The 26,968-nt window shown below is 65.9% G+C and carries 21 protein-coding genes, 1 pseudogene and 1 riboswitch; of the genes and pseudogenes, 6 read left to right on the top strand and 16 right to left on the bottom strand.

Annotation, left to right across the window (positions count from 1 at the left end):
• Positions 1 to 26 precede the first annotated feature (26 nt).
• The 5 genes from ACVIGB_RS24845 (at position 27) to ACVIGB_RS24865 (ending at position 5,078) form a co-directional block, all read left to right on the top strand.
• On the top strand, positions 27 to 1,265 hold the full coding sequence (locus tag ACVIGB_RS24845) for a branched-chain amino acid ABC transporter substrate-binding protein (protein ID WP_092123853.1): 1,239 nt from the start codon (positions 27 to 29) through the stop codon (positions 1,263 to 1,265).
• A gap of 135 nt (positions 1,266 to 1,400) precedes the next feature.
• On the top strand, positions 1,401 to 2,348 hold the full coding sequence (locus tag ACVIGB_RS24850) for a branched-chain amino acid ABC transporter permease (RefSeq protein WP_173638683.1): 948 nt from the start codon (positions 1,401 to 1,403) through the stop codon (positions 2,346 to 2,348).
• Positions 2,345 to 3,637, top strand: a complete 1,293-nt coding sequence (locus ACVIGB_RS24855) for a branched-chain amino acid ABC transporter permease (protein ID WP_456720656.1) — start codon at positions 2,345 to 2,347, stop codon at positions 3,635 to 3,637. The genes ACVIGB_RS24850 and ACVIGB_RS24855 overlap by 4 nt, the downstream gene beginning before the upstream one ends.
• Positions 3,634 to 4,383 (top strand): ABC transporter ATP-binding protein, encoded by a 750-nt coding sequence (locus ACVIGB_RS24860; protein WP_342724466.1) that lies wholly within the window; start codon positions 3,634 to 3,636, stop codon positions 4,381 to 4,383. The genes ACVIGB_RS24855 and ACVIGB_RS24860 overlap by 4 nt, the downstream gene beginning before the upstream one ends.
• Complete coding sequence (locus tag ACVIGB_RS24865; RefSeq protein WP_176529142.1) at positions 4,383 to 5,078, top strand: ABC transporter ATP-binding protein; 696 nt, start codon at positions 4,383 to 4,385, stop codon at positions 5,076 to 5,078. Before ACVIGB_RS24860 ends, ACVIGB_RS24865 begins: the two co-directional genes overlap by 1 nt.
• 1 nt (position 5,079) lies before the next feature.
• Here ACVIGB_RS24865 and ACVIGB_RS24870 read toward each other — a convergent pair whose 3' ends face one another.
• A complete protein-coding gene (locus tag ACVIGB_RS24870; protein ID WP_456720655.1) occupies positions 5,080 to 5,994 on the bottom strand; it encodes a LysR family transcriptional regulator in 915 nt (304 codons plus the stop codon).
• 68 nt (positions 5,995 to 6,062) lie between these two features.
• Here ACVIGB_RS24870 and ACVIGB_RS24875 point away from each other — a divergent pair, with 68 nt between their 5' ends.
• Entirely contained in the window at positions 6,063 to 6,680 is a 618-nt protein-coding gene (locus ACVIGB_RS24875; protein ID WP_456720654.1) for a GNAT family N-acetyltransferase, read from the top strand.
• A gap of 44 nt (positions 6,681 to 6,724) precedes the next feature.
• Here ACVIGB_RS24875 and uca read toward each other — a convergent pair whose 3' ends face one another.
• The 15 genes and pseudogenes from uca to ACVIGB_RS24950 form a co-directional block, all read right to left on the bottom strand.
• Positions 6,725 to 10,267 carry an urea carboxylase gene (gene uca, locus ACVIGB_RS24880; protein ID WP_456720653.1) on the bottom strand — a complete coding sequence of 1,181 codons (3,543 nt, stop codon included), beginning with the start codon at positions 10,265 to 10,267 and terminating at the stop codon, positions 6,725 to 6,727.
• 3 nt (positions 10,268 to 10,270) lie between these two features.
• Positions 10,271 to 10,909: an urea amidolyase associated protein UAAP2 gene (locus ACVIGB_RS24885; RefSeq protein ID WP_456720652.1), complete on the bottom strand. Its 639-nt coding sequence runs from the start codon at positions 10,907 to 10,909 to the stop codon at positions 10,271 to 10,273.
• Positions 10,906 to 11,751, bottom strand: coding sequence for an urea amidolyase associated protein UAAP1 (locus ACVIGB_RS24890; protein WP_456720651.1), 846 nt, complete (start codon positions 11,749 to 11,751; stop codon positions 10,906 to 10,908). The genes ACVIGB_RS24885 and ACVIGB_RS24890 overlap by 4 nt, the downstream gene beginning before the upstream one ends.
• Positions 11,748 to 12,581: an ABC transporter ATP-binding protein gene (locus tag ACVIGB_RS24895; protein ID WP_456720650.1), complete on the bottom strand. Its 834-nt coding sequence runs from the start codon at positions 12,579 to 12,581 to the stop codon at positions 11,748 to 11,750. The genes ACVIGB_RS24890 and ACVIGB_RS24895 overlap by 4 nt, the downstream gene beginning before the upstream one ends.
• Positions 12,578 to 13,396 carry an ABC transporter permease gene (locus tag ACVIGB_RS24900; protein WP_456720649.1) on the bottom strand — a complete coding sequence of 273 codons (819 nt, stop codon included), beginning with the start codon at positions 13,394 to 13,396 and terminating at the stop codon, positions 12,578 to 12,580. Before ACVIGB_RS24900 ends, ACVIGB_RS24895 begins: the two co-directional genes overlap by 4 nt.
• 46 nt (positions 13,397 to 13,442) lie before the next feature.
• On the bottom strand, positions 13,443 to 14,516 hold the full coding sequence (locus ACVIGB_RS24905; RefSeq protein WP_456720648.1) for a putative urea ABC transporter substrate-binding protein: 1,074 nt from the start codon (positions 14,514 to 14,516) through the stop codon (positions 13,443 to 13,445).
• Positions 14,517 to 14,594: 78 nt separating this feature from the next.
• Positions 14,595 to 14,705, bottom strand: a riboswitch (guanidine-I (ykkC/yxkD leader).
• Between the two features lie 309 nt (positions 14,706 to 15,014).
• Entirely contained in the window at positions 15,015 to 15,659 is a 645-nt protein-coding gene (locus tag ACVIGB_RS24910; RefSeq protein WP_092123821.1) for a glutathione S-transferase family protein, read from the bottom strand.
• Positions 15,660 to 15,663: 4 nt separating this feature from the next.
• Positions 15,664 to 16,407, bottom strand: a complete 744-nt coding sequence (locus tag ACVIGB_RS24915) for an SDR family NAD(P)-dependent oxidoreductase (RefSeq protein WP_456720647.1) — start codon at positions 16,405 to 16,407, stop codon at positions 15,664 to 15,666.
• Positions 16,408 to 16,471: 64 nt separating this feature from the next.
• Positions 16,472 to 17,668, bottom strand: a complete 1,197-nt coding sequence (locus ACVIGB_RS24920) for a CaiB/BaiF CoA transferase family protein (protein ID WP_456720646.1) — start codon at positions 17,666 to 17,668, stop codon at positions 16,472 to 16,474.
• A gap of 120 nt (positions 17,669 to 17,788) precedes the next feature.
• Positions 17,789 to 18,661 (bottom strand): helix-turn-helix domain-containing protein, encoded by an 873-nt coding sequence (locus ACVIGB_RS24925; protein ID WP_456720645.1) that lies wholly within the window; start codon positions 18,659 to 18,661, stop codon positions 17,789 to 17,791.
• A 278-nt stretch (positions 18,662 to 18,939) separates the two neighbouring features.
• A complete protein-coding gene (locus tag ACVIGB_RS24930) occupies positions 18,940 to 19,689 on the bottom strand; it encodes a hypothetical protein (RefSeq protein ID WP_456720644.1) in 750 nt (249 codons plus the stop codon).
• A gap of 115 nt (positions 19,690 to 19,804) precedes the next feature.
• Positions 19,805 to 20,383, bottom strand: a complete 579-nt coding sequence (locus tag ACVIGB_RS24935; RefSeq protein WP_456720643.1) for an invasion associated locus B family protein — start codon at positions 20,381 to 20,383, stop codon at positions 19,805 to 19,807.
• Positions 20,380 to 23,556, bottom strand: coding sequence for a YadA-like family protein (locus tag ACVIGB_RS24940; protein WP_456749226.1), 3,177 nt, complete (start codon positions 23,554 to 23,556; stop codon positions 20,380 to 20,382). The genes ACVIGB_RS24935 and ACVIGB_RS24940 overlap by 4 nt, the downstream gene beginning before the upstream one ends.
• 232 nt (positions 23,557 to 23,788) lie before the next feature.
• A pseudogene (locus ACVIGB_RS24945) lies at positions 23,789 to 25,660 on the bottom strand (YadA family autotransporter adhesin); the annotation flags it as partial.
• 248 nt (positions 25,661 to 25,908) lie between these two features.
• Positions 25,909 to 26,961 (bottom strand): helix-turn-helix domain-containing protein, encoded by a 1,053-nt coding sequence (locus ACVIGB_RS24950; RefSeq protein ID WP_456720641.1) that lies wholly within the window; start codon positions 26,959 to 26,961, stop codon positions 25,909 to 25,911.
• Positions 26,962 to 26,968: the final 7 nt, after the last annotated feature.

Consider the following 26,968-nt stretch of genomic DNA (forward strand, 5'->3'; position numbering starts at 1 on the left):
AAACATGAGCAAGGGAGGAACGCAGGATGCATAAGCTGATCGTTGCCGCCGCGGCAGCGCTGACGGTGTTGGGAGGCGCGGCGTCCGCGCAGGAAACCATCAAGATCGGCTATATCGATCCGCTCTCCGGCGGCGGCGCCAGCGTTGGCGAAGGCGGCCTGAAGACGTTTCAGTATCTCGCCGACGAATTGAACGCCAAGGGCGGCATCCTCGGCCACAAGGTCGAGATCGTCCCCCTCGACAACAAGACCAATCCGCAGGAAAGCCTGGTGCAGGCGCAGAAGGCGGTCGACGCCGGCATCCACTACATCACCCAGGGCAACGGCTCGTCGGTCGGTGCCGCGCTGGAAGATTTCGTCACCAAGAACAACTCGCGCAACCCCGGCAAGGAAGTGCTGTACTTCAACTACGCCGCGGTCGATCCGAGCATGACCAATGAGAAGTGCAGCTACTGGCATTTCCGCTGGGATGCGAACTCGGACATCAAGATGGCCGCGCTGACCAACTACATGAAGGGCCAGCCGTCGATCAAGAAGGTCTATCTGATCAACATGGACTACTCGTTCGGCCAGTCGGTGCGATCAGAGGCGCGCAAGATGCTGGGCGAAAAGCGGCCGGATATCCAGATCGTCGGCGACGAATTGCACCCGATGCTCAAGGTCACCGACTTCTCGCCCTACATCGCCAAGATCAAGGCGTCCGGCGCCGACACGGTCGTGACCGGCAATTGGGGACAGGACTTCGCGCTGCTGCTGAAGGCCGCGGCCGATGCCGGCCTCAAGGTCAACTGGTACACCTATTATGCCGGCGGCGCCGGTGGACCGACCGCGATCAAGCAGACCGGCCTCGACCACCAGGTGTTCCAGATCAGCGAAGGCATCCCGAATTCCGGCAACAAGGCGGCGATGGATTTCGAGAAGGACTTCCGCGCCAAGACCGGCATTTCCGTGTGGTATCCGCGCGCCGTCAACGAGATGCGGATGTTCAAGGCCGCCGCCGAGAAAGCCAATTCGATCGATCCGGTGAAAGTCGCGGCCGCACTCGAGGGCATGAAGTTCGAAGTGTTCGACGGCGGCGACGGCTTCATGCGCAAGGACGACCACCAGTTCTTCCAGCCGATCATCATCTCCTCGTTCGGAACGTTGGCCGACAAGGCCAAGGAGCCGTTCGACGAAGAGAACACCGGCTGGGGTTGGCACCCCGTCTCCAAGATCGACACCGATCAGACGATGCTTCCGACCACCTGCAACATGAAGCGGCCCTGATCGGCCGCTGCAAGGCGCCTCCGCGACCACAGGGTTGCGGAGGCGTTCGTCTTCCGGCAGCGTCGTGGTGCCGTAGTTCATTTCACCGACAGGTTATTGATCACGTGAACCGTTCCAGTCTCAAGCGGGTGCGCCGTGGCTGAGCTCATCGTCATCTCGACACTCAACGGCGTGCTGTTCGGCATGCTGTTGTTTCTGCTGTCCAGCGGACTCACCGTCATCTTCAGCATGATGGGCGTGCTCAACTTCGCGCATGCGAGCTTCTACATGCTGGGCGCGTTCTTCGGCTTTCAGCTCACCCGCTGGATCGGCTTCTGGCCGGCGCTGGTGATCGCACCGCTCTTGGTCGGCGTCGTCGGCATGGGCGTCGAGCGCTACGGCCTGCGCAACACCCACAAGCACGGCCATGTCGCCGAACTGCTGCTGACCTTCGGTCTCGCCTTCGCGATCGAGGAAATCGTCTCGATGATCTGGGGCAAGAGCCCGGTCGACTATCGAGTTCCGGCAGCTCTCGATTTCCCGGCCTTCACCGTGTTCTCCACCAACTACCCCGCCTACAAGATCTTCATGCTGGTGGTCTCGGTCGTGATCTTCATCGCGCTCCTGGTCACCCTGAAGCGGACGCGGGTCGGCCTCATCGTGCAGGCCGCGCTGACCCATCCGAGCATGGTCGGCCATCTCGGCCACAATGTCGGCCGCGTGTTCATGCTGGTGTTCGGCGTCGGCAGCGCGCTGGCGGGTCTCGCCGGCGTCATCGCCGGTCCCTCGCTGGTGACCCAGTCCGACATGGCCGCGCTGCTCGGGCCGATCCTGTTCGTCGTCATCGTGTTCGGCGGCCTCGGCTCGCTGCCCGGCGCCTTCATCGCTTCGCTGCTGATCGGCTTGATCCAGACCTTCGCGGTCGCGCTCAACGGTTCGCTCGCCAGCGTGTTCGGCCCGCTCGATCCGAGCCTCGGCGCCTCGCCCCTCACCGACATCTGGAACGTCACGATCGCGCAGATCGCCCCGATCCTGCCCTATCTGCTGCTGGTGCTGGTCCTGATCTTCCGCCCCATGGGCCTCTTGGGGACGCGCGAGTCATGACGAACGCTGTGACCCCCGCTCCCGCCGCGGCCGAGCATGAGTCCGGCGGCGCCCTGAGCTTCTATGGCGTCTGGCTGGTCGCAGCCGCAGCGCTGGTCGTACTGCCGCTGGTGTTCTCCTCCGGCGGCTCGCTGACCTCGTTCAGCCTGATCGGCATCGCGATCATCTTCGCGCTGTCCTACAACATCCTGCTCGGCCAGACCGGGCTGCTGTCGTTCGGACATGCCGTGCAGTACGGCCTCGGCGGCTTCCTTGCCGTGCATGCCATGAACGCGGTCGCGAGCCACAACTGGCCGATCCCGCTGCCGGTGATCCCGCTGATGGGCGGCATCGGCGGCATGGCTTTCGCGCTGGTGGTCGGCTGGGTCATGACCAAGCGCGCCGGCACGGTGTTTGCGATGATCTCGCTCGGCATCGGCGAACTGGTGGCCTCATCGTCGCTGATCCTGCGCAGTGTGTTCGGCGGCGAATCCGGCATCACCACCGACCGCACCGCGCTGATGCCGCTGTTCGGCTGGACCTTCGGGCCGCAGATCCAGGTCTACTACCTGATCGCGTTCTGGGTGATGGTCTCCGCGATCGCGATGTATGCGCTGACCCGTACGCCGCTCGGACGCATCTGCAACGCGGTGCGCGACAATCCGGAGCGCGTCGAGTTCATCGGCTACGATCCGCATGTGGTGCGCTATCTCGCCTACATGTTCGCCGGCTTCTTCGCCGGCATCGCCGGAGGCCTCGCCGCGATCAATTTCGAGATCGCCAACTCGGCCTATCTCGGCGCGACGCAGTCAGGCCTGGTGCTGTTCGCAGCCTTCATCGGCGGCACCGCCTATTTCTTCGGTCCGATCCTCGGCGCCATCCTGGTGACGTACCTGCAGCTCGGGCTGACCAACGTCACCTCGGTCTGGCAGCTCTATTTCGGCATCATCTTCATCGCCATCGTGATGTTCGCGCCGGGCGGCATCGCCGGCATCCTGATGAAACACCGTCCGCTGATCCGCGCCGGCACCCTCGGCACCGTGGTCCCGTCCTATCTGGTCGCGGCGATCCCGACGCTGGCGCTTGGGCTCGGCATCATCCTGAGCATCGAGACCGTCGCGCGTTTCTCGGGTGGCGACGCAATCAATCTGCTCGGCATTCCCTTCGTCGCCACCGCACCGACGACCTGGGCGGCCGCCGCGGTTCTGGTGGTCGGCGGCTTCCTGGTCGCGCGTATCACCTGGCGGCGCGTCGCCGAAGCCTGGGATCGCGCCGCGACGGTGGCTCGTGATCGGGGGTATCTCGCATGACCGCAGCCATCCAAGTCAACGCCGTCGAGAAGAGCTTCGGCAATGTCGCCATCATCCGCGATCTCAATTTGAGCGTCGCCAAGGGCGAGCGTCACGCCATCATCGGCCCGAACGGCGCCGGCAAGTCGACGACGTTCAACCTGATCAGTGGCTATATCAAGCCGACCTCGGGCGAGATCCGGCTGAACGGCGAAGTCACCTCGGGCCTGCGGCCGTTCGAGATTAACCGGCGCGGCCTGTCGCGCTCGTTCCAGGTCACCAATGTGTTCGCCCGCATGACGGTGTGGGAGAACGTCCGCTGCGCCGTGCTGTGGGCGACCGGCCACCGCTACGCGTTCTGGAAGAACGTCGACAATCTGCCCGAGGTGAAGCAGCGGACCGCGCAGATCCTCGACGACATCCATCTCACCCATCGCCGCGACGTGCCGGCGGGCTTGCTCACCTATGCCGAGCAGCGCGAGCTCGAGATCGGCATCACGATCGCGGGCGGCGCCAGCGTCATCATGCTGGACGAGCCGACCGCGGGCATGAGCCACGCCGAGACCGAACGCGCCGTCGCGCTGATCCGCCGCCTCACCGAAGGACGCACGCTCGTCATCGTCGAGCACGACATGAGCGTGGTGTTCGGCCTCGCCGACCGCATCTCGGTGCTGGTCTACGGCCACATCATCGCCTCCGGCACCCCGGAGGAAATCCGCGGCAATCCGAAGGTCAAGGAAGCCTATCTCGGCGAGGAGGTCGACTGATGCTCGAGGTCAGAAATCTCCACGCCTATTACGGCAAGAGCCACATCCTGCAGGGTGTCGATCTCGACATCGCCGCCGGCGAAGTGGTCAGCCTGCTCGGTCGCAACGGCGTCGGCCGCTCCACGACCGTCAAGGCGATCATGGGCGAGGTGCCGCCGCAGGGCACCATCCGCTTCAAGGGCAAGGACATCGCGGGCCTGCCGAGCCACAAGATCGCCCGCCTCGGCCTCGGCTATGTGCCGGAGCATCGCGACATCTTCCCGAGCCTGACGGTGCGCCAGAACCTGATCCTCGGCATCAAGGACCCGCGCCGCCCCGGCAAGTGGCGGCTGCAGGAGATGCTCGACATGTTCCCCAACCTCGCCCGCCGCGCCGACACGCCGGCCGGCGTGCTCTCGGGCGGCGAGAAGCAGATGCTGACCACCTGCCGCACCCTGCTCGGCGATCCTGAACTGATGATGATCGACGAGCCGACCGAGGGCTTGGCACCGCTGATCGTGCAGCAGGTCGGCGAACTGATCGCGCGGATCGCCAAGGCCGGCGTCGCCATCCTGCTGGTCGAGCAGAAGCTGTCGATCGCGATGAAGATCTCGAACCGGGTCTACATCATGGGCCACGGCCGCGTCGTGTTCGAAGGCACGCCCGACCAGCTCAAGGCGAATGCCGCCATTCGCGAGGAATGGCTGGAAGTGTGAGTCAGGCCGGAGCGCGGGCGGGCTTCCTGTATTCCGCGGTCTCGGCGCGAAGCAGGTCGCAGAATTCCAGCGCAAGACGGCTGCGCGGCCGTTGCGACGGAAACAGCAGCACAGTGGTGATCTCCAGCTGCGGCGCGAACGGCTTGAGCACGATCCGGGCGCTGGCAAAATCCCGCGCCACGACGGGATCGACGATCGAGAAGCCCAGCCCCTGCGCAACCAGAGCGCAGCGCTGCATGCTGTACTGAATCTCCGCCACCGTTCTGACCTCGGCCCCGGCGTCTTCGAAGGCGCGTTCGAGGCGCGATCGATGCGGCGCGCCCGGGGCTGCCGCAATCATCGCCTCGCCGTGCAGGTCTTTTGGCACGATCAACCGCTTGGACCGCAGTCGGTGCTGACGCGGCAGCACGCAGATGGCGTCGGTCGTCATCAACAGTTCGTCGTCGACCGCTGCAAAGCCTGACTGGGGTCGCGCCAACCCGACATCGCACTGGCCTGCAGCAACCAGACTCCAGACCCGTTCAGGGCTGTGCACGGCGACCGACAGCATGATGCCGGGGTTCTTCCTGGAGAACTTGCTGACGATCCGCGGCATCAACGAATAGGTGAATGCTGGAAGGCAGGCGATCCTCAGCGTCCCGCTGCCCCGCGCGCGAATGCCGCGCGCGGCACGCGCCAGATACTCCAGCCCGGCTTGGTTGCGCTCCACCTCATGCAGGAATATCTCGCCTTCCGGCGTCAACGTGACGCCGCCGCGCCCGCGTTCGAACAGCGCGAAGCCGATCTCGCGCTCCAGCCGCGCGATGGCGCGACTGACGAAGGGCTGCCCGATCCGCAGGCTCAGGGCCGCCTTGGTGATTCCGTTGTGACGCACGACCTCGCGAAACAGGTCAACGTGTCTTGGATTCAGGGGCATGACCAATCCGCATATGAACTGCCATTCCGGTCATTTGACGGCATGTTGGTTCGATGCGTCAATAGGGCATGCAATTCGCAGACAGCCACGCCGCCTTGGCCACCGACCGCATCCTGCTGACCAGGATCCACGGTTCTGAGATCTCGCGGGTAAAGCCGCTCGGGGACGCCGGCACGCTTCGGCAGCTCGATCGCGGCGGCTCCGGCCAGGCGGCGGCCGCGCGCATGGCAGCCACGCTGAGCTGCGCGAATGTCACGGCCGCGTTCGCGATCGAGGACGCCGGGTCAGGCGACATCGTCGGCCTTACCGCTTTCGCAGCGCTCGAGCCGGAGGAGAGGCGGGCGACGCTTGCGCCGATCTGGAGCAGCGGACGATTGGACGAGGTCCTGCTCATCAGCCATGTCGCGCATCTCATGACGCGGTATGCCTTCGAGGTGCTCGCCGTCGAGCGGGCCGAGGTGCATCTGGATTGGCGCCTGCGGCGTACGCTCGAGCTCTACACCGGCCTCGGCTTCCGCTGCGAAGGACGGCTTCGCGCCTATTTTGCTTGCGATGAAGGTCCATCCGCCGACGCTGCGGTCCTCAGCGTGGTACGCTCCGGATGGCCTGCCATCGCCGACCGACAGCGCCGGCTCCTTGCCAACGAGGCGTGGCGCTGTCGGCTCCCGTCCGATCGTCCCCCATAGCGCCATGACGGGGACAGGACCGCAGCAGACCGACGCGGCCGAATCTACTCCGGCCGGATCAACGCCACCACATCCCCGGCGCGCAACGTCTGGCCGGGCTTGACCGGCACCGACGCAATGCGGCCCGCGCTCGGCGAATGCACTGATATCTCCATCTTCATGGACTCGATGATGGCGAGTGTGTCGCCGGCTGCGACCACGGCGCCCTCCTCGACCAGGATCTTCCAGATGTTGCCCGGCACCTCCGAGAACGCGCCGACCTGGCCGTCGGGAATGCCGGTTGCCGCAGCTCCTGCATCGATCGATTCCACCCGCGTCTCGTCGAGCTTCATCTCGCGCCAGCGCTGGCGCTCGGCATCGAACGCGGCCTGCTGCGTCGCCTTGAACGCGGCGATCGACGGCCGCGCTTCGGCCAAGGACTTCGCATAGTCGGCGTAGGAGAACTCGCCCTGCTCGATCCTGATGTCGTATTGCCCGTGCGGGAACGCGGCGCGGGCGTCAAGCAGCTCGTCGGCGTCGACCGGGAAGAATCGGATCTTGTCGAAGAACCGCAGCAGCCAGGGATGATCAGGCTCGAACACCCGCGTGGTGCGCCAGGTGTTCCAGACCTGGATGGTGCGGCCGAACAGCTGGTAGCCGCCCGGCCCTTCCATGCCGTAGATGCACATATAGGCACCGCCGATGCCGACCGCGTTCTCCGGCGTCCAGGTCCGCGCCGGATTGTACTTGGTGGTCACCAGCCGATGCCGCGGGTCGAGCGGCGTCGCCACCGGCGCGCCGAGATAGACGTCGCCGAGGCCGAGCACGAAATAGTCGGCATCGAACACGATGCGGCGGACGTCGTCCTCACTGCCGAGCCCGTTGATGCGCCGGATGAACTCGACATTCGACGGACACCATGGCGCATCCGCGCGCACCAGCTCCTGATACTTGCGCATCGCAAGCTCGGCCTCTGGATCCCGCCACGACAGCGGCAGATGCACGGTGCGGCTCGGCACCCGCATCGCATCGACCGGCGGCAAGTCGCGCTCGATCCGCCTGAGCACGTCGAGCAGCTTCGTTCGCGACAGCGCGGTGCCGTCATAATGAATCTGCAGCGAGCGGATGCCGGGCGTGAGGTCGATCAGGCCGCCGAGCTTTGCATCCTCCAGCGCCTGCGCCAGCACATGCACGCGCAGCCGCAGCGCGATGTCGAGCTCCATCGGGCCGTATTCGACCAGCAGATTGTCGTCGCCGGCGCGGCGGTACACCACGGGGATCGGGCCGTCATCATGACGGCCGACAACCGCCGAGCCGAGTTCGGGCGCGCGCAGCACCGTGGGGCCTGCAACCGGATCGTCGCGCTTCACCGGCACGAACCGGACGGTATCGCCCGGCCGGAGCTGGCCGACCTTCCAGAGCTGGTCGCGCGCGACGACCGCCGGGCAGACGAAGCCGCCGAGACTTGGTCCGTCCGGCCCCAGAATGATCGGCATGTCGCCGGTGAAATCGATCGAGCCGACCGCATAGGCGTTGTCGTGGATGTTCGACGGATGCAGCCCGGCCTCGCCGCCGTCGGCGCGGGCCCAGCGCGGCTTCGGACCGATCAGCCGCACGCCGGTGCGGGCGCTGTTGAAGTGCACCTCATAGCTCGCCGCGAACAGCGTTTCGATGTCCTCGTCGAGGAAGAAGTCCGGCGCGCCGTGCGGGCCGTAGACCACGCCGATCTGCCACGCTGATGCGAGCTGCGGCCGCTCGTCCTCCGTTGCGCGGCGCGGCGCCGCAAGGCTCGACGGCTCGGCACCGATATGCAGCACGTCGCCGGCCTTCAGGGCGCCCGTCGCATGGCCGCCGAAGGCGCCGAGCGCGAACACCGCCCGCGAGCCGAGAATCTCGGGCACGTCGATGCCGCCACGCACGGCGAGATATGCGCGTTGGCCCGGGCCCTTGATGCTGCCGATCACGAGCGTCTGGCCCGCGCGCACCGCGACCGGCTCGTCATGGGCGACCTCGGCACCATCGAGCGATGCCTTCATGCGTGCGCCCGAGAGCGCGACGATCGCATCGGTATTGAAGCGCAGGGTCGGGCCGTTGACCGTCAACTCCAGCGCGGTCGTCGTCTCCGGATTGCCGACCACGCGGTTGGCAAGACGAAACGACCGCTCGTCCATCGGCCCGCTCGGCGGCACGCCGACATGCCAGAGATGCAGGCGGCCGGGCAATTCCTGCACCCCGCTCTGCGCACCGGGTGCGACAACATCGATGGTGCGCGGGCGATAAGCGAACGCGCCGAGCACGCTGGTCGCCACCTGCCCGCCGCGGAATACATCGGATGCCGCGATGGCGCGCAGATAATCGAGGTTGGTCTCGATGCCGGCGACGACCGTATCATCCAGTGCCCGCGTCAGCTTTGCGATCGCGGCATCGCGCGTCTCGGCCGACACGATGATCTTGGCCAGCATCGGATCGTAGAACGGCGAGACCTCGGTGCCGGTCTCGATCCATCCGTCGATCCGCGCATCCGGCGAAAAGCTGACCTGCGTCAGCCGGCCCGCGCTCGGGCGAAAGCCTGCGCCCGGGTTCTCGGCATAGAGCCGCACCTCGATCGCGGCGCCCTCTGGTGCGAGCGCGCCGGCCTGGCCCAGCACATCCTCGCCGGCCGCCTGCCGGATCATCCATTCCACGAGGTCGACGCCAGTGACCTGCTCGGTGACGGGATGCTCGACCTGAAGGCGGGTGTTCACCTCGAGGAAGTAGAAGTCCTCGCACGCGACGTCATAGATGAACTCCACCGTCCCGGCGGATTCGTACGACACCGCCTTGCCGAGCGACACCGCGGCCGCATGCAGCCGTTGCCTGATCTCGGCGGAGAGCCCCGGCGCGGGGGTCTCCTCAAAAACCTTCTGGTTGCGCCGCTGCAGCGAGCAATCGCGTTCGCCGAGCGCGACCACATCGCCCCTGCCGTTGCCGAGTATCTGCACCTCGATGTGGCGTGCCCGCGCAACGAACCGTTCGAGATAGACCCGGGCATCGCCGAAGCTTGCGCGCGCCGTGCGCTGCACGGATTCAAACCGCTCGCGCAGCGTCGCCATGTCGTGGCAGAGCTGCATGCCGATGCCGCCACCGCCCGCCGTGCTCTTCAGCATCACCGGAAAGCCGATTCTGTCAGCCTCGCGCACCGCCTCGTCGATAGTCTCCAGCAGGCCGGAGCCCGGCAACAGCGGCACGCCGCTAGCCTCGGCGATCTCGCGTGCCTTGTGCTTGAGGCCGAAGGCGTCGAGATGCTCAGGCCGGGGCCCGATGAACTTGATCCCGTGCTCGGCGAGCCGTTCGGCCAAGCGGCGGTTCTCCGACAGGAAGCCGTAGCCGGGATGGACCGCCTGCGCGCCCGTCGCAAGGCAGGCCGCCATGATCGCATCGACGTTGAGATAGCTCTCGGCCGCCGGCGCCGGGCCAATGCGCACCGCCTCGTCGGCGTCGAGCACCGGCCGCGTGAAGCGGTCGGCGTCGGAATAGACCGCGACCGAGCCGATGCCCATGCGGTGCAATGTTCTGCCGATCCGCCCGGCGATCTCGCCGCGGTTGGCAATCAGGACCTTGCTGAACATGCCTCAAGCCTCCGGCTCGAAGATCGTGACCTGCACCGGCGTCGGGAAGAAGCCGTTGCAGGGATTGTTGATCTGCGGGCAGTTCGAGATCAGGCAGAGCACGTCCATCTCGGCCACCAGCTCGATGGCGTCACCGGGCTTGGAGACGCCGTCGACCACGGTGAAGTTGCCGGCGGGATCGATCGGCACGTTCATGAAGAAGTTCAGGTTCGGCACGATGTCGCGCTTCGACATGCCGTACCTTGCGGCTTCGATCACAAAATTCTCGCGGCAGGCGTGCTGGTAGCGGGTCTGGTGCCCGAACCGCACCGTGTTGCTCTCGCAGGAGCAGGCGCCCGCCGAGGTGTCGTGCAGGCCGCAGCTATCCGCGGTGACGCGCAGCATCACCCGGCCTTCATTGGACATGATCCTGGTGCCGAGCCCGACATAGGCCGAACCCTGCGCGCGCAGCGTATCCTGGCCGCTGTAGCGCTCGCCAAAGTCGGCGGCGCGATAGAACAGCGTATCGACCGCCTGCTGGCCATGGGTATCGGTGATCCGCAGCGTCTGGCCTTTGCGGATGATGGCCGACCACGGCTTGCGCGCGGGAATTTCCACGTCGAGAACGGCGCGGCCACGGCTCTGAGCGGATTGCGTGGTCATCGCACGGCTCCTTCGCTCATCTCGCCGAAATACAGCGCATTATTCTGATAGGCGCGGATCGCCTCGGCCGTCGCGGTACGGCACAGATCATCGGCGGCGGGCTTGGCCGAGCGGTAGCGCACGATCTCCACGCTCGCCTGCGGATAGCCTTCCGCGGGATCGAGCGGATGCGGACAGTTCGACAGCGCAATCAGCAGGTCCATCTCCGCGCGCAGATCGACGAAATCACCCTTTTGCCGGCGCGCCTCAGACCAGAAAAACTTGCCGCCCGCGTCGATCGCGATCGGCGCAAAGAAGCTGACGCAGGGATGAACGTCGCGGCGATCGAGCCCGAGCTTCGCCGCGGCGAGGATGAAATTGTCGCGCGTATTGCGGAAATTCCCTTCGCCATATTTGGCCAGGTTGGTCGCCGCAGTCGAGCCGCCGACCAGGGCATCATGCGCGGCGCTGCTGTCCTCGGTGATACCGAGCAGCGCGCGCCCCATGTCCGAGAGCAGGACGCGCCCCTTCTGCAGCCGCGCCGCCCACTGCACCTTGATGGTGTCGGCGTGGTTGAGCCGCTCGGTGGTGTCAGCGCTGTTCCAGGCGAGCAGGCTGACGGTCGATGCCCCCGAACTGTTGACGATACGCAGCGTATCGCCGCGGTTCAGCCGGGTGGTCCAGTACCAGCCGGCCGGAATCACCTCGCGATGGATGATGGCATCGGTGGCGATCGGCGCAGCGTCGCGCGCGGTCGGCGCCGGCAGCGCCCGCGGCGCATGCTCCTGCCCTGCCGCCTTCAGCTCGTTGTACCGTCGGGTATGCGCTGCGATCTCGGCCTTCTGTTCCTCTGTGAGGATCATGGTTGCTCCTTCAAGACGAGAGCGCCGGGCCGTCCCGGCTGATGCTCCGTGCCTGACCGGGTCGTCCCGATCGGAGCCGGTTGAACTGATGACCGCAGCTCGGCGCTGCGGCGTGGGAAGATCTCGAGGTCGCGTGACACGGTGGCGCCGTAGCGCTCGCGCTCCTCCGGCCGGTTGCGCTGCCGCTCCAGCGCGATCACGCGGGTCGCGAGCCCGAACGCCTCGCTGAGGTCATGCGTGACCATCACGACCGTGAGGTGGGTCTCGTTCCAGAGCCGCTTCATCAACAGGTGGATGTCGGCGCGAATCCCCGGATCGAGCGCGCCGAACGGCTCGTCGAGCAGCAGGATTTTCGGGCCGCGCATGATCGCTTGCGCAAGCGCGAGGCGCTGCTGCATGCCGCCCGACAGCGCCGATGGATATTTGCTCTCCTGACCGGCGAGCCCGACTTCGGCGAGCAACGCCATGGCCTCGTCGGCGGCGGCGCGGCGCGCGGCGCCGAACAGCCGGGCCGTGAATTTGGCGTCGCGCAACTCGCGGCCGAGCATGACGTTTTGCAGGACGGTCAGATGCGGAAACACCGAGTAGCGCTGGAACACCACGCCGCGGTCGGCATCCGGCTCGGCGCGCAACGGCTTGCCATCGACCAAGATCTGGCCGCGGCTCGGCTGCTCCTCGCCGAGCAGCATCCGCAGCAGCGTGGTCTTGCCGCAGCCGGACGGGCCGACCAGCGCAATGAAGGCACGCGGCTCGACCTCCATCGTGATGCGCTCAAGCACGATGTGGTCGCCGTATTCCTTCCAGACGTCGTCGAACCGGATCGCGCTCATTCCGCCCTCACCGAGGCAAACCAGGGGAACAGCCTGCGCTGCGTGACGCGCAGGCCGGCATCGATCAGGAACGCCAGCAGCGTGATCCAGGCGACGTAAGGGATGATGACGTCCATCGCGAGATAGCGGCGCACCAGGAATATCCGGTAGCCGAGCCCGGAATCCGAGGCGATCGCCTCGGCCGCGATCAGGAACAGCCAAGCCGGTCCAAGTTGCAGCCGCAGCACGTCGATCAGCCGCGGCAGGGTTTGCGGCATCGCGACGCGCAGCGCGATCTGCCAGGTCGAGGCGCCGAGCGTCTGCGCCTTGACGATCTGCTCGCGCGGCAGCTCCTGCACCTTCATGGCGAGGTCGCGGATCATGCAGGGCAGCGTCCCGATCACGATCAGCGCGATCTTCGAGTTCTCACCCAACCCCATCACGATGAACAGGATCGGCAACAACGCCAGCGGCGGCACCATCGAAGTCACCGACACGAACGGCCCGAGCAGGGCATTGGCGCCCGGCAGCAGTCCGATCACGATGCCGAGCACGAGCGCCGCCACCGTCGAGATCGCCAGCGCCGACCCCAGTCGCCCCAGGCTCGCGACGGTGTCGGAGGCCATCAGATAGCCTCCGGTGCGCGGATCGACCTCGAACGCCATCTGCTTGACGGCCTGCACCATGCTGGGCAGCGCCGGCAGCAGCTTGTCGTTCGGGTTTTGCGTGAGCCGCGCGCTGGAGCCAGCGAAGTAGGCGATTGCGACCAACAGGAACGGCAGCGCGAGCAGATAGAATCGCGTCTGCCGTCCCGGCCGTATGTTCACAAGTCGCATGTCCGGCTCCTGCTTGAGGCGACGCGGCGCGCGTCAGAGCTTGACGTCAAAGCTTGCCTTTGGCGGCTTCGTCCATGTAGGTCGGATCGAAGCGCAGCTTGACGTTCGACTTGTCGCCCAGCACCGACTTGTCGGCGAGCTCGATCCCGACCGCGTCGACCGACTTCGCGCCCTTGCCGAGCAGGTCCTTCTCGAACAGGAACTTGCGGACGCGGTCCATGGTCACGCCGATGGTCTGGCTGCGCGTAAAGGCTTCGGCGTCGGTTGCCTTGTCGAACAGTTTTGTGGTCGAGAGCTGGCTGTCGAAACCTGCGAGGTCGGTGCCGGAGGCCTTGGCCATCGCCTCCTTGGCAGCCTTCGCGGCCGGATCGTTCGCCGTCATCCTGGACAACGTCTCGTACCAGATGCCGACCAGCGCCTTGGCAAAATCCGGATTGTCCTTGGCGACCGCGGTATTGACCACCATCAGGTCCATGATCTCGCCTGGGATCTGCGAGGAGTCGAACACCTTCTTTGCATCAGGCGAGCCGAGGATTTCCGTCACGATCGGATTCCAGGTCACGACCGCGTTGACGTCGGGCGTCTTGTAGGCAGCTGCGATATCGGCATCGGAGGTGTTGACGACCTTGACGTCCTTCTCGCTCAGCTTGCTGGTCTCGAGCGCGCGGGCCAGCAGATAGTGCGACACCGAGAACTCAACCAGGTTGACCGTCTGGCCCTTGATCGCGGCGAGATCCGACTTGTTCTTGAGGATCACGGCATCGTTGCCGTTGGAGAAATCGCCCATCACGACCGCGGTGGTGTCGACACCGCCTGCCGCCGGAATCGACAGCGCGTCCATATTGGTGATGGTGACGGCATCATAGCCGCCGGCGGTATACTGGTTGATCGATTCGACGTAGTCGTTGAACTGCTTGACCTCGATCGTGATGCCGTATTTGTCGGCCCACTTCTTGACGATGCCGGTGTCGGCCGCATAGCCCCACGGCATCCACCCGACATAGATCGACCAGGCGACCTTGAAGCTTTTCTTCGGTGCGGCGTCAGCGACGGATGCGGCCGCGAGCACGATCGCGCAGCCGGTGACAACAGAGCGGAGGAAGAAGACGAATTTGTTCATTGCCGATCCCTCTTGCGAAACTTCACAAAAAAGGACTGGCGAAAAGACCATCGCTCCGCCAATCCCTTGGCTAACGAGGTCTCCCGGGCTTTTATCCCGCCGTGCACCTGCGGGGATGTCTCCCCCGCAAGCGGCTGCTCTCGGACCAGCACCTTGTGTCTCAAGGTCGGAACCCTAGCGGCCAACTCGATGCCCCTGATGCACGAGGCGTGCCACACCGCCGGCTTTTGAATCTGATGAGATTTTTCGGCGCGCGCCGCGCGGCCGCGAGAACGCTTTGCTTAAAAACTACGCAGGCCTGCCCAGAATTGGCTCTGTCATTGCGCCGACGACGTCAGCAGGATCGCAGTCGGCGGATGTCGAGGGGGAAGTCGATGCGCAAGCTTCTGAGCGTACTTTGCGGCAGCCTCTGGCGCGGGCTGCACGGCCGGTTTGGTCTGATGCCTGGATGCGAGATCGGCGGTCCCCGGCAGCGCCAACCCTGAATGGCGCGACCGATCAGCTCTTCACGGTATTGATCGCGACGCTTTCCTTATAGGCCGGCCGCGCCGTGACGCGGTCGAGATAGGGCGTTGCGACGTCGCAAACCCCGACACCGTAGTCGATCGCCCATACCAGGCATGTCGCGAGCAGGATATCCGCGCTGGTGAATTGATCGCCCATCAGATACTGGCGGCCGTCCGACAAGGCGACCTCGACATGGCGGAGCTGCTGGCGAAAATACTCGGCCGCTTTCACGACCACATCCGGAGCATGGCCGTAGATGTGGGCGAGGCCTTGGACGTCATGGCGGCGCATCACGTAGAGGCTGGTCGAGTCCAGTTCCGCCACGATGAAGAAGCACCATTCCAGCCATCGTGCAAAGTCGCGCTCCTCGACCGGAACGAGCGAGATGTTCGGGTTGGAATAATGGCGCGCCAGATAGGCGACGATGGCGGCACTCTCCCCGATCGTGAAGTCGCCATCCTGCAGCAGGGGAATCTTCTGCCGCGGATTGAGCAGCGTGTATTCCGGCGTCTTGGTCTCGCCGGAGCGCGGCAGGATCGGCTTGCAGTGATAGTCCAGCCCCAATTCGTGCAATGCCCAATGGGCCCGGATCGTCCGCGATGTCCCCACCCCCCATAGCGTCAGCGTCTCCGGCATGACGTCACCATTTCTCGACGGAGGGACGCAGATCGAGTTCATGGCTCCATCCGTCGCGGCTCTGCTGATGCACGAACCAGTAGGCCTCCGCGATCGAGGACGTCCGTGTCAACGAATCCGGCGGGATCGCCGACGCATCGACGCCCGTGGCGGCCTTCATCCGCTGGTGAATGGCCGGGCTGTCGACGCCGGCATCGATCAGGAGATGCGCGACATGGATGTTCTTCGGTCCGAGCTCGCGCGCCATCGCCTGGGCAACCGCGCGCAGGCCGAACTTGGCGGATGCGAATGCCGCAAAGCCGCTGCTGCCGCGCACGCTCGCGGTCGCGCCGGTGAACAGCATGGAGCCGCGGCCATGCCGCAGCATGTGCCGGGTCGCCTCGCGCCCGACCAGGAAGCCGGCGAAGCAGGCGAGCTCCCAGGCCTTGAAGAACAGCTTTTCGCTGGTCTCGTGCAGCTCCTTCTTGACGTTCGAGCCGGCGTTGAACAGGCAGACCTCGATCGGCCCGATCTCGCGCTCGACCCGCTCGCAAAGTTCCTGCACCTCGGTCTCGCGCCGCGCGTCGACACTGAGCGCATGCACCCGGCTTCCGGCGCCGGTCAGCTCCTCCACCAGGGCGCTCGATTTCGCCGCATCGCGCCGCGCGATGCAGACGGTGTAACCGCCGGCGGCGAAGCGCCTCGCCACCGCGGCGCCGATCGCATCGCCCGCGCCAACCAATAAGGCAGTCTTGTTCGTCTCGGCCATAGGACATCTCCCACCGACGGCGGTTGTTCGGTTCAGCAATGGTGACCTTGCGCGGCGCGGTCGCTCAGACCGCGCGCACGGCCTTCTGCGCGATCATCTGTTCGATGGCAGCATCGCCGTAGCCGAGGTCGGACAGCACCTGCCTCGTATGCTGTCCGATGCGCGGCGCAGGACCGCCGATCGCGGCCGCATCCACGTCGAAACGCGCCGCGGGCTTCGGCTGCCGCACCGTACCGACCCCGGGCTGCTCGAGCTCGGCGATCAGCCCGCGCGCGACCACCTGCTCGTTGGCGATGATTTCGCCGCGCCGGAGGATCGGCGCACAGGGCACGTCGGCCGCATCAAGCCGCGCGAGCCATTCGGCGGTGGTGTGCCTGCCGATATAGTCCTGCATCTTGTTGATGCGCGCCGTTGCGTTGACCGAGCGCGAAGCCGGCGTGGCGAAGCGCGCATCGTTGGCCAGCTCCGGATCACCGGTCGCCTTGCAGAAGCCCTGCCATTCGGAATCGGAGATGGTGCCGCAAGTGAGATATCCGTCCGAGGTCTGAAACACGAGATCGGGACGATCGTTCGGATCCGCCGTCGCCTCCTCGCGGCCGACCACGGTGTATTGCATCATGCCTTCCGGCCAGAGATAGGCGATCATCGCGTCGAGCATCGCCACCTGGATATGCTGGCCGCTGCCGGATTTTTCCCGCGCGTAGAGCGCCGCCGTGATCGCCTGCGCGACATAGACCGCCGTCGTCTTGTCGGCCACGATAGTCCGGATCATCTGCGGACGGTTGGTCACCGGCTGCGCCTGGATATCGCAGAAGCCCGACAGGGCCTGCACGATCGGATCGTAGACGCGCTTCTTGGCGTAAGGCCCGTCTTCGCCGACGCCGCTGATCGAGACATAGATCAGCCGCGGGTTCTTCTTGCGCACCTCGTCCGGACCGAGCCCGAGACGTTCCATCGTGCCAGGCCGGAAATTCTGCACCAGCACGTCGGACTGCAGGACCAGCTTGCCCAGCACGTCCCGGCCGGCATCGGTCTTCATGTCGATCGCGAGCGAACGCTTGCCGCGGTTCGACGAGATGAACAGCGCCGAGAACTCGCCGGTCTTGTCGACATTGGCCCGGCTGCGGCGGGTGATGTCGCCGCCGATCGGTTCGACCTTCAGGACATCCGCACCCTGATCGGCCAGAAACATCGTCGCGAACGGGCCCGAAACGACACCGGTCAGATCAAGTACGCGAACTCCCGCCAATGGCCCTGGCATGCTTTGCTTCCTTCTCCAATGCGCGGACGCGACCGAACCCTGAGCGCAACGTCGGCATACGATGGACCGTGCGCCGGCGCTTGCTGGAAAGCGCCTCGACTTGCAAAAAAGCGCCGAAACTCACGCCCGGCCCTGCTGCCGGAATACCGACGGACTGACACCCGTGACTTGCCTGAACGTCGACGAGAAATGCTGGGCGTGGCTGAATCCCGACGCCAGCGCGATGCTGGTCAGGCTCTCATCGGTGTCGCTGAGGCGGCGCTTGGCCACCTCGATGCGCAGGCCGAGCACATAGCGATGCGGGCTGGTGCCCATGCTCTCCTGGAACGCGCGCAGGAAATGCCGCTTGCTCAGGCCGGCAACATCTGACAGTGCCGACAACGAGATCGTCTCGCCAAGATTGGCCCGGACGAATTCCTCGATCCTCCGCAGCTTGAGCGCCGGCAGTCCGCCGCGGCTCGGCGCCTTCGCCGGTTCCGCGCCGCGCGACAGCCGCGCCATATGGGCCAGCGCCTGGCTGGCCCAGCCCTCGGCGAACAGATCGAACAGATTGTCCGGCGTGGTCGCTTCCTGGCAGAGTTCGGAGAGACCACGACAGAGCTGGTCATGGCCGAACGCAATCGCGGGCGTTTCGATCAAGCCATTGAGACGGCTCTGCACGAATTTTGGGTCGAGGAAGACGACCACATAGTCGAACGCCGGCCCGACCGACCACTCCCCCTCGATCTCCGTACCGGCGGGAAACAGCGCGAGGTTGGCCGCCCTGGAGAATTCATATTCGACCGGACGGCCGTTGATTGTGGCCTGCAACCGCGAGCAGCCGTTGCGGAACCAGAACAACGTCAGTTCGGGCTGGCGGAAGTGCCAGTTCATGCGGGGCCGCGAGGTCCGGCTGAGCAGCTCGACCCTGATCGGCTCTGACCGCGCGATGACGGACGACACCAGCTCACCGCCGACCTTGCGGACAAACCGCTCCGGACGCGCTTCCTCCATGGGACATCTCCTCCGCGTTTGGCACGGATGGTAAGTTCCAAATCAGAATTGACGATCCGGAGCCGGAAATCCAGCCCTTTGATGGCTGATCGCCAAGATGTTAGCGGGCAGGTTTGGAGGCCAGCGCACGCGAGAGACCGCGTGCCCCCTCATGTTCGGTGGCTCGCGGGGGATCGGCGCCGCGATTGCCAAGTGCCTTGCAGAAGAGACAAGCGCTTTGAAGTGGAGAGGTGGATGCGAGGAGGCAGGCGCCCGGCGCTGCGCGCCGAGCGGCCGCGTTATCCGGCGACCCGGAGCGCGGTCACCGCGACGCAGGCGTTGCCGAACGGAATCAGCACCACCTGCGCGCCGTTCGGCAGCGCGATCGTCGCGAGATCACCGAGCGTGCCGTTCTGCCCGTTGAGCTTGGCGAGCTCCGCAGCAACTGTCGGGCAGCTTTCCGCGCTCGGCGTCACCCGCACCAGATTGCCTTCGCAGGACGACCCGACCGGCGCGGCGAACACGATGCCGGCGGCGCGCTGGGCAGCGCTGCCCTGGGGCGCCTGATTTGGCGCGAGCGCGACCAGCGACTGCACCGAATGCGAATTTCCGGCCTTGGCGTCCCACTGCGACTGCGCGGTGTAGTTGGAGTTGGTCGCGAGACCGCGGCCGAGCGTCCCGAACAGATTGGCGCAGGTCACGACGTTACCCTGCCGCGCATGCTCGTCGAACACCGTCGGCTGCTGCCCCGCCTGCTGCGGCGGAACGGATGCCGCGGCCGCCGATGGCGTCTGCGCCTCCAGCGGACGCTGTTTGTGCGGCTGCGGCTTCGCAGCGGCCGCAGGCTTCTTGGCCGGCGCTGATGTCCCTTGCTGCAGCGGCATCGGCTGCGCCTGAATAGGCTGCTGGGCATATCCCACGACGCCGGCCGCACTGAGCGCCGCCACGACGACCGCCGCGGAAATCAGGATGGGGGTCTTCAGTCGCATCGGCGTTTTCATCTTCTCGTCCTGCAGCTCGATGCGGATCTCCGAATGCCGGGTCCGCATGCCTCTCCGGGAGCCTCTTCCGTTCCGATTGAATCGGAACGGGGCTCTGGATTTTGGTTTTGACGCGTTTTCCTCGCGCGAACCGGCATCCACTTCGCTCGAAAACGCTGTTGGGTCATTTCAGTTTCGCCAGCACACCGGACAGTCCGTCCAGCGGCGCCTCCAGCACGACCGGGCCGCCTTGCGGCAGCGGATAGGACACCAGGCACGGCGTTGCCGCGCGGATGTGCCGCCTCAGCACATTGCCGATCGCGATCGTGGCAAAGCAGAAACTGGCGTCGCAGCGATCGGTCTGCGCGACGATGCGGTCCGGACTATCGCCCATCGCGAGCTCGATCTGCGCGCCGACGCCGGCGGCTGCGGGAATCCGCATCGCCATCAGCGGCTTGCCGTCGGCGGTCGCAATCAGCGACCAGTTGAAGGCGACCGCGCCCTGTGCGTTGACGATCGATTGCGTGACGTTGCAGACGCGGCGCTTCGATTTCAGGCTCTCGTCGCAGATCAAGGTCCAGTTCTTGAACGGCTGGATCATTCGCCTGAACTCGCCGAGCGTCTCGCCTTCCGGCACCACGACGTCCGACGGCTTTACGGCATAGGTGGGTGGCGGCGCGCCCTGCGCGCTTGCGCCGGCCGCCGCGCCGAGCCAGATCGCCAAAGCCAGACACGCCAGCCGCCTCGTCGACGTCAGGGTCAATTGAGCGTCAGGCTCACGCCGGCGCTGACGCCCCACTCGCTGCCGGCGGTGGTCGCCGCCGCGTTGGTGCGCAACCGGCCGTTTTCGCTGGTGTAGCCGATGCCGAAGGCGAGCGCGCCCTGGCTGCGCCAGACGCCGCCGCCGGCCGATGCGCTGATCTTGCCGGGCCGGTCGTCATAGCGCAACGATGCGGCGGCCATGCCGATCGCGGCCGCACGCCAGGCGTCCTGCCGCACCTCGCCGATCTGGCCGTTCAGCTGCTGGAACGCACTGTTGAGCTGGTTGACGTTGACCGCGTCGGTGCCGGCGACACCCGCCGCCACGTTGCTGATGGTGACCGGCCCGCTGCTACCGCTATTCAGCGTCACCTTGTTGGTGGCGTTCCCTGAGGCATCGGTGTCGTAGCGGATCGAGCCGCTGGAAACCGCCTGGAGCTGGCTGACATTGACCGCATCAGTCGCAGCCGAGCCGGCGGCAACATTGGTGACGCGGCGTTCGGCCCCGGACGAGCCGACCGACACTTCGCCGGTCGCAACCCCCGCGACGCTCTTGCCGACGACGGGCGTATAGGCCGCATCGCTCAGATTGGCCGTGGTGGTCGAGTTCGCGCCGAGCGCCAGCGAATTGGCCGAAGTCGCCTTGGCGCCGGCGCCGATCGCGACCGAGTTGGCGCCCGATGCGGCCGAGCCGTTGCCCATCGACACTGCGTTCGCGCCGCTTGCGACCGATTGCGGTCCGATCGCGACACTCTCCGCGCCGGTGGCGGACGAATCCGCCGCGGTGGAGTTGGCGTGGAAATACTTGATGCCGCCGCTGCCGGTCGAGATGTTGTTGACCGTCGTATAGAGAGCGTCGAGCGAGGTGTTGGTGGCCCAGAGCTGCGAGCCGTTGATCGCGTCCGTCGAGGTCGCGCTGATCTGTCCCGCGGCGACGTTGGTGACGGTGCGTTCCGCCCCGGCGCTGCCGACGCTGACGGTCGAGGTCGGCGCCGTGCCGGCGAAGGCGTAGGTGGTGCCACCGATCGTGGTGCTGGTGGTCTTGACCACCGTCGAGGTGGTCGAATTGGCACCGAGCGCGACGTCGCCGGCCTGCGCCGTCGCCTTGGCATTCGGGCCGAGCGCAACGCTGGTCGGGTTGGTGGTCTGGGCTCCGGCGCCGATCGACACCGACTGGATGCCGCTGGCCTGCGCATTGGTTCCGAACGCGATCGAGTCGGCGAAGTTGGATACCGAATTCTGGCCGATCGCGATGCCGCCGGGCGCGGTCTGCTGCACGGTTGCGCCAAACCCCATGCCGATGCCGTTGTCGCCATTGACCACGGTCTGCGGCCCCACCGCGACGGAATTGTTACCGACCGCGAGCGAGTCGGCGAGCGTCGAATTGGCGTGGAAGTATTTCGTCGTCGTGGTCGCGAACGATTGCAGCGCGCCGGTCAGCTGCCGCACGGTGACGGCGTCGCTCGACTGGGTGCCGTCGGCGACGTTGGTGATCTGGCGATAGCTCGTCGCATTGCCGACCGACACCGCGCCGAGCAGCGCGAGATCAGTGGTGTTGTAGGGAATGATGGTGCCGCCGATCGTGCCGAAAGCCGGCGCGAGCGCGCGGCTGGATACCGAACCCGAGCCGATCGCAACGCCATCGGCAACCGTCGCCTGGGTGTTGAAGCCGAGCGCGGTGGAATTGGCGGCGGTTGCCGACGCGGCGATGCCGGCGGCCATCGAATTCGCACCGGTCGCACCGTTGTTGGTGTAGTTCGCCAGCTGGGTGCCACCGTCGTTGACGCTATAATAATGTGTCAGGCCGTTGCTGACGACGGTCGACAGGCTGTCGATCGCCGAAGTGGCGGCAAACAGCTGCGAACCGTTGATCGCATCGGTCGAGCCGTTGCTGATCCGTCCCGCCGCGACATTGGTGATGGTGCGTTCGCTGCCGACCGTGCCGACGCTGACCGTCGAGAGCGGATTCGTGCCGGCGAAGCTGTAGGCGGTGGTGCCGATGGTGATGCCTGACGTGCCGACCGCCGTGGTGGTCTGGCTGCCGGAGCCGAGCGCGATGTCGTTGGCGTTGGCCGCCGTCGCGCCGTTGCCGATCGACACCGAGCCGCTGCCGGTCGCGGTCGACACCGGCCCGATCGCAACGGAGTTGGTGCCCACGGCGGAGGAATCCGCCAGCGTCGAATTGGCGTGGAAATACTTGATGCCGCCGCCAGTGTTGATGTTGTTGACGGTGGTGGCGAGGCCGTCGACAGCCTGGTTGGTCGCAAACAGCTGCGACCCGTTGACCGCATCCGTCGACCCGTTGTTGAGCCGCCCGGCCGCGACATTGGTGATGGTGCGCTCGGCACCGACCGCACCGACGCTGACGGTCGAGGTCGCCGTCGTGCCGGCGAAGCTGTAGGTGGTGCCGTTGATCACCGTGTTCGGCGTGTTGACCGCCGTGGTGGTCTGGCTGCCCGAGCCGAGCGCGACGTCGTTGGCATTCGCGGCGTTCGCGCCGTTGCCGATCGACACCGAGCCGCTGCCGGTCGCGGTCGACACCGGCCCGATCGCGACCGAATTTATCCCAACCGGAGACGAATCGGCCAATGTCGAATTGGCATGGAAGTACTTGATGCCGCCGCCGCTGTTGATGTTGTTGACGGTGGTGGCGAGGCCGTCGACCGCCTGGTTGGTCGCAAACAGCTGCGACCCGTTGACCGCATCCGTCGACCCGTTGTTGAGCCGCCCGGCGGCGACATTGGTGATGGTGCGCTCGGCGCCGACCGCACCGACACTGACGGTCGAGAGCGGCGTCGTGCCGGCGAAACTGTAGGTCGTGCCGTTGATCACCGTATTCGGGGTACCGACCGCCGTGGTGGTCTGGCTGCCCGAGCCGAGCGCGATATCGTTGGCATTCGCGGCGGTCGCGCCATTGCCGATCGACACCGAGCCGGCGCCGGTGGCGGTCGACACCGGGCCGATCGCAACCGAATTCGTACCCGCGGCAGACGAATCGGCCAGCGTCGAATTGGCATGGAAATACTTGATGCCGCCGCCATTGTTGATGTTGTTGACGGTGGTGCCAATGGTGTCGACAGCCTGGTTGGTGGCAAAGAGCTGCGAACCGTTGATCGCGTCGGTCGAGGATCCGCTGATCCGCCCCGCGGCGACATTCGTGATGGGTGCGCTCGGCACCGGGTGCGCCGACGCTGACCGTCGAGGCCGGAGTCGTGCCCTGGAAGGTGTAGGTGGTGCCGTTGATCACCGCACTTGGCGTGCCGACCGCGGCAGCCGTGACGCTGCCGGAGCCGAGTGCGACATCGCCGGATTTTGCCGCCGCGGTTGCGCCGTTGCCCAGTGCGATGTTGCCGACAAGACCGGCGGCGCCCGCGGTGGAGCCGTTGCCGAGCGCCACGGAGCCCTGCCCGATCGCCTTGTTGTTGTTGCCGATCGCGACTGCGCCGTTGGCCTGGTTGGCGGCGGTGGCGCTGGCCGTACCGTCGCTGTTGGCGATGTTGTTCGCGCCGCCGGTGAAGGCGCCGGTGCCGCTCGCATAGCTGGGATCGCCGATCGCCACCGCGCCGTTGCCAAAGGCGGTGTTGTTCGCGCCGATCGAGACCGCCTGGCCGCCGGTCGCCACCGCGTTGGTGCCCAAGGCCACCGCGTTGGCGGAACTGGCCGCGGCATTGTTGCCGATAGCGATGGCGCTTGTAGCCGACGCCTTGGCGTCGATGCCGAGTGCGGTACTGGTGATTCCGCTGGCGCTGGCGCTGACGCCGGCCGCGAGAGAATTGTCTCCTGCCGCGCTCGCTCCAGACCCGAATGAGGAGGAGTTTTGGCCGCTGGCAATGGCTGTGTTGCCAACCGCGGTGCTGGCAGCGCCACTCGCATTTGAGGCAGTGCCGATCGCCAGCGAACTTGTTCCGGCGGCACTGGCCCCAACGCCGGTCGCGATCGAACTGATGCCGGCGGATGCCGCATTGTTGCCGAGTGCGATGCCGCCCGTCGCTGCACTGTTGACGATTGCGCCCGATCCAATTGCGACCGAGCCCCCGGTGCTCAGCGCCTGGGCCTGATTGCCCAAGGCAACGCTGAAATCGGCGGTCGCCTTGGCGAGGTTGCCGGCGGCCAACGAACTGATGCCCGACGCGGCCGACTGGATGCCAAAGGCGGCGGCGTTGGAGCCGCTGGCATTGGCGAGGTATCCCACGGCTGCGGTCCCTACCGCGGAAGCGGTCGCCCCGTTACCAACTGCGGTCGCCTGGTTTGCCGACGCCGTGGCCGACGTGCCGAAAGCGCTGGAGCCAGTCCCCGTCGCTGAAGCGCTTGGGCCGACACTGGTCGACCACGCCCCCGTTGCGGTGGAACCGGTGCCAAGCGCAACAGCCTCGAACGTGAAGCCGGCAGGCGCGGTCCCGCTGGCATTGGCATTCGTGCCGATGGCGATCGGAGACCCGCCGCCAACTCCGGCGTTTGCCTTGGAGCTGACCCCGATGGCCGTGCCCGACCCGTTTGGAGATGAGGCTGCGGAGGACAATCCAATGGCTATCGACGCGCCACCGGTTGCGCTCGCCGTCGAGCCCAGCGCCAACGCACCCACGCCATTTGCAGTGGTGTTGACGCCGAAGGAAGAGGATCCGTCCCCGGTGGAATGCGCGTTCCCACCTATCGCGAGAGCGTTGGTGCCGGTCGCATTCGCAAACACACCCATACCGATCGCATTGAGGCCGTTCACAGAGTTGGAATAGCCCACGATGATCGAACCATCGCCGGTCGCGCTGTTCGAATCGCCGATCGCCAGGGAGTTCTGGCCATTCGCATTCGTGTTAGCGCCAATGGCGGTTGCCGTAGTGCCGGCAGCGTGGGCGCCGCAACCAAGAGCCGTGCTGCCTGCCGTTGCAGCGGTGGGATTGGTGCAGTTAGCGGGGTTGCTCAAAACACCATTGCCGATGGCAACCTGCGCGAACGCCGCCTGCGGGATCATGAGCCCCATGACGACGAGCAGCGCGCCGACCGCTCCGCCGGCGCCGAGCGCACCTAGCCCCAGCCGATCGCGCTTCACGCCCAGTGTCCGGTGCGCCTGCCGCAGCACCGCGATCAGCCGACGCCGCAGCGAATAGCTGCCCGCATCGCCCGATGCGACCCAGCTCCGGACGAAGCCGGTGCGGCCCTGACGCTTCAGCGATTCGGATGAGTTGCGTGCGACAACCATGGTGCGCCCCCTTTGTGACATCTGGTCCAGACGTCGGGGGAGCCATGCCACGGACTGTGCCGACACGCGTGTCCCTTGGGACCACATGTGGAGATATGAGGACCGCGCAACCTGCGCCGGCCTTCCGGTCCTGGCCAACGATGTGTCGAACTCAACGAGCGCATCTTGCCACCCAGCGCTCGCTCGACTGCCCCATCAATGTGCCCCGAGTCGTCATATCAAAAATGATAGACACATATTTGACAACGTCACTCAGCAGCCCGTCCAAATAGCGCGCAGATCGTCTCACAAGTTGAATGATTTGCTCGATGCACCGTGGGGTAATCCGCAAATCCTCAACCGGCAGTTGACCTGCGGCGCATGCGTTCACGCATCTCGCGCGGACTGACGCCGAATTCGCGGCGAAACGCGCGCGTGAAATCCGACGCCAGCTTGAAGCCGTGACGATAGGCGATCTCCTGCACCTGCCTGTCGGTGGATGCGACCAGTTCGGCATGTGCTGCGCGCAGCCGCTTGCGCAGGATATATCCGGCGACGCCGCCGACGCTCTCGAATGCACGGTAGAGGGCAGAGCGCGAGATCCGCAATTGCTGCGCAATGCGATCCGGCGTCAGATCGAAGTCGCCGAGATGCGTCTCTATATAGAGACGTGCACGCTCGAACAGCACCGATTCGATTGCGCCGCGCGCCTGCTCCAGCCGGTCCGAGGAGAGCTGAATGCATGCGGCGATCATCTGCGCGGTCGCTCGCCCTGCCTGCCGCAGTTCCTCCGGCGACATCAGGACCAGGCGCGTTTCGAGTCTGTCGAGATAGTCGGACAGCAGTTCGATCAGATTGCCCGAGAGGAGAATGTTGCAGGCGTCGTTAAGCTGATCGGCCACATCCGCGAATGACCGGCGCGGCAAAGCCAGCACCAGGCCATCATAGTCGGTGATGCTGCCGCGGAAATCGTCGTCGAGCGAGATCAGGAACATCGCGCCTGGCCCGGCGTGAACGCGCCGCTCTGCGGTTTCGAAGCGGGCCTCGCCGGAGCGCACCCGGAACAGCCACCAGATATCGACCGGCGCGCCTTGTGACGGCTCGACGGCACGCGCGAATGTTTGAGCGGCAACGCGTCCTGACGTGAAGATGACGTCGGCCATGTTGCAGGTCAGATACTCCACCTCGAATCCCTGCGCAGGGCTATGGCCTTCCGACGGCGCCACATCGACCAGCGAGGCCATGCGCGTCTTCCAGACCTCGAACTGCTCCGACGGCGGATAGAGCCGTGTCGTGAAGAACCGTGGTACCGACGGGATTATGTCCCTGATGTTCCGGGGCTCGCGTGGCAGGGGAACTTGTTCGAGGAACTTGGCGGCGCTCGCCGGCGCATTATCGTCTTCTGGCATGTCATTC

Source organism: Bradyrhizobium sp. USDA 4341, from assembly GCF_054063755.1.

What these genes read in the sequence shown, in the direction of transcription:
- ACVIGB_RS24845 (WP_092123853.1), top strand. Translation starts at nt 27, where the DNA reads ATGCATAAGCTGATCGTTGCCGCCGCGGCAGCGCTGACGGTGTTGGGA.
- ACVIGB_RS24855 (WP_456720656.1), top strand. Translation starts at nt 2,345, where the DNA reads ATGACGAACGCTGTGACCCCCGCTCCCGCCGCGGCCGAGCATGAGTCC.
- ACVIGB_RS24860 (WP_342724466.1), top strand. Translation starts at nt 3,634, where the DNA reads ATGACCGCAGCCATCCAAGTCAACGCCGTCGAGAAGAGCTTCGGCAAT.
- ACVIGB_RS24865 (WP_176529142.1), top strand. Translation starts at nt 4,383, where the DNA reads ATGCTCGAGGTCAGAAATCTCCACGCCTATTACGGCAAGAGCCACATC.
- ACVIGB_RS24870 (WP_456720655.1), bottom strand. Translation starts at nt 5,994, where the DNA reads ATGCCCCTGAATCCAAGACACGTTGACCTGTTTCGCGAGGTCGTGCGT.
- ACVIGB_RS24875 (WP_456720654.1), top strand. Translation starts at nt 6,063, where the DNA reads ATGCAATTCGCAGACAGCCACGCCGCCTTGGCCACCGACCGCATCCTG.
- uca (WP_456720653.1), bottom strand. Translation starts at nt 10,267, where the DNA reads ATGTTCAGCAAGGTCCTGATTGCCAACCGCGGCGAGATCGCCGGGCGG.
- ACVIGB_RS24885 (WP_456720652.1), bottom strand. Translation starts at nt 10,909, where the DNA reads ATGACCACGCAATCCGCTCAGAGCCGTGGCCGCGCCGTTCTCGACGTG.
- ACVIGB_RS24890 (WP_456720651.1), bottom strand. Translation starts at nt 11,751, where the DNA reads ATGATCCTCACAGAGGAACAGAAGGCCGAGATCGCAGCGCATACCCGA.
- ACVIGB_RS24895 (WP_456720650.1), bottom strand. Translation starts at nt 12,581, where the DNA reads ATGAGCGCGATCCGGTTCGACGACGTCTGGAAGGAATACGGCGACCAC.
- ACVIGB_RS24900 (WP_456720649.1), bottom strand. Translation starts at nt 13,396, where the DNA reads ATGCGACTTGTGAACATACGGCCGGGACGGCAGACGCGATTCTATCTG.
- ACVIGB_RS24905 (WP_456720648.1), bottom strand. Translation starts at nt 14,516, where the DNA reads ATGAACAAATTCGTCTTCTTCCTCCGCTCTGTTGTCACCGGCTGCGCG.
- ACVIGB_RS24910 (WP_092123821.1), bottom strand. Translation starts at nt 15,659, where the DNA reads ATGCCGGAGACGCTGACGCTATGGGGGGTGGGGACATCGCGGACGATC.
- ACVIGB_RS24915 (WP_456720647.1), bottom strand. Translation starts at nt 16,407, where the DNA reads ATGGCCGAGACGAACAAGACTGCCTTATTGGTTGGCGCGGGCGATGCG.
- ACVIGB_RS24920 (WP_456720646.1), bottom strand. Translation starts at nt 17,668, where the DNA reads ATGCCAGGGCCATTGGCGGGAGTTCGCGTACTTGATCTGACCGGTGTC.
- ACVIGB_RS24925 (WP_456720645.1), bottom strand. Translation starts at nt 18,661, where the DNA reads ATGGAGGAAGCGCGTCCGGAGCGGTTTGTCCGCAAGGTCGGCGGTGAG.
- ACVIGB_RS24930 (WP_456720644.1), bottom strand. Translation starts at nt 19,689, where the DNA reads ATGCGGACCCGGCATTCGGAGATCCGCATCGAGCTGCAGGACGAGAAG.
- ACVIGB_RS24950 (WP_456720641.1), bottom strand. Translation starts at nt 26,961, where the DNA reads ATGCCAGAAGACGATAATGCGCCGGCGAGCGCCGCCAAGTTCCTCGAA.